The 2,016-nt window shown below is 62.9% G+C and carries 2 protein-coding genes; both read left to right on the forward strand.

Going from position 1 to position 2,016, the window contains the following annotated elements:
* Positions 1 to 170 precede the first annotated feature (170 nt).
* Positions 171 to 1,052, forward strand: coding sequence for a tyrosine-type recombinase/integrase (locus NKI99_RS33660; RefSeq protein ID WP_352613736.1), 882 nt, complete (start codon positions 171 to 173; stop codon positions 1,050 to 1,052).
* Positions 1,053 to 1,063: 11 nt separating this feature from the next.
* On the forward strand, positions 1,064 to 2,016 hold a 953-nt coding region (locus NKI99_RS33665; RefSeq protein WP_352613734.1), incomplete at its 3' end, for an IS91 family transposase.

Genomic DNA, 2,016 nt, shown 5'->3' on the forward strand with positions numbered 1-2,016 from the left:
TTGGACTAACCCGCTCCGCGATTGCGGAGCGGCAAGGAGGGTGTGTGCCGGCGGCGTGGTGTTGATCGCGTCGACTGTCGCGCTGGTGGTCATGTGTCCACAACAAGCTCGGACTGCGTCAGCATGGAGTGGCTGCTTACAGCCCATTCCATCGGACAAAGGAGCTTGTCATGACTCACCTTCGCCAGCGCATGAGCGAGGACATGCAGGTGCGCAACTTCGCGCTGAACACCCAGCTGTCGTATCTGCAACAGGTCTCGCTATTTGCCCGCCACTTCGGCAAGTCTCCGGACTTGCTCGGGCGGGAGGATATTCGGACCTATCAGGTTTATCTGGCCAACGAGAAGAAGCTGTCGCCCGGCTCGATTCACACCGCCATTGCGGCGCTGCGCTTTCTCTACAATGTGACGCTCGATCGGGACTGGGCGCCTGAAGAGGTCCTCCCGCTTCCCAAGAAGCCGCAGAGGCTGCCGATCATCCTCAGTCCCGAGGAAGTTCAGCGGTTCCTCGGTTGCGTCCTCGACGTCAAACACCACGCCATCCTGACCACGTGCTATGCCGCCGGCCTGCGCATCTCGGAAACGGTTCAGCTGAAGCCCACGGGCATCGACAGCCAGAGAATGGTCATCCGCGTCGAGCAGGGCAAAGGCCAGAAGGACCGCTACGTGATGCTGTCGCCCAAGCTTTTGGAGATCCTGCGCGATTACTGGAAGATGCGGCGACCGAAGGAATGGCTCTTCCCCGGCGATCGTGCCGACCAGCCGATCACCAGCAGTGCGGTGGGACAGGCCTGCGCGAAAGCGCGCGACCTCTCCGGATTGTCCAAACCGGTCACGCCACACAGTTTGCGTCACGCCTTCGCCGTCCATCTGTTGGAGGCCGGCGCCGACGTGCGCACCATTCAACTGCTGCTCGGTCACCGCAGCCTCTCGACCACCGCCCATTACCTGCGGATCGCCACCAACAAAGTCTGCGCCACCTCGAGCCCCTTCGAGCTCTTGCCGCGTCCGGCGCCCACCGTGCCGCTGCCCGCCAAGCCGCAATACTTCTGAGCGGCGCGGCAATGGCCCGCTCGGGGCCGGAAGTGGCGGATATCTTCCGCTGCTACGGCGAAGCCTATCGCGCACAGCATGACGCGTCGCTGTCGACCGCCCAGCGCCGTGTCATGACGGCGATTGAACTGTGCCGGACCGCCGCGCTCGGCGGGCACGTCGAAGCATGTGATCAATGCGGCCACCGGCGCATTGCCTTCAACAGCTGCCGCGACAGGCATTGCCCCCGCTGCCAATCGCTGGCCCGCGCACAATGGCTGGAGGATCGTCGTACCGAACTTCTCGACACACAGTACTTTCACGTCGTCTTCACGCTGCCGGAGCCCATTGCCGCCATCGCCTATCAGAACAAGGCGCTCGTCTACGGCCTTCTCTTCCGCGTCACCGCCGAGACCATGCGCATCATCGCCGCCGATCCCAAGCACCTGGGCGCCGGGATCGGCTTCTTCGCCGTGCTGCATACCTGGGGCCAGAACCTGCTTCATCATCCGCATCTGCACTGTGTCGTCCCGGGTGGTGGGTTCTCACCGGACCGCACGCGATGGATCGCTTGCAAGCCCGGCTTCTTCTTGCCCGTCCGGGTGCTCTCGCGCCTGTTCCGACGATTGTTCCTGGAGCATCTTGCGAAAGCCTTCGACGCCGGCCAGTTGAAGTTCTTCTCTGACTTGCAGGCCTTGAGCGAGCGCGATGCCTTCCGGCGCTATTTGGCGCCGCTACGAAAGGCCGAGTGGGTCATCTATGCCAAGCCGCCATTCGCCGGACCCGAACAGGTCCTCGACTACGTCGGGCGCTATACCCACCGCGTCGCCATTTCCAACAATCGGCTCGTCGCCATCGAGGATGGCAAAGTCGCCTTTCGCTGGAAGGACTATCGGCAAAGCAGTCGGCAGAAGGTCATGACCGTCGCGGCCGACGAGTTCATTCGCCGCTTCCTACTACACGTCCTGCCCGAGGGCTTCCATCG

The organism is Mesorhizobium sp. M0239 (assembly GCF_040321815.1).
Classification (GTDB): domain Bacteria; phylum Pseudomonadota; class Alphaproteobacteria; order Rhizobiales; family Rhizobiaceae; genus Mesorhizobium.

What these genes read in the sequence shown, in the direction of transcription:
- NKI99_RS33660 (WP_352613736.1), top strand. Translation starts at nt 171, where the DNA reads ATGACTCACCTTCGCCAGCGCATGAGCGAGGACATGCAGGTGCGCAAC.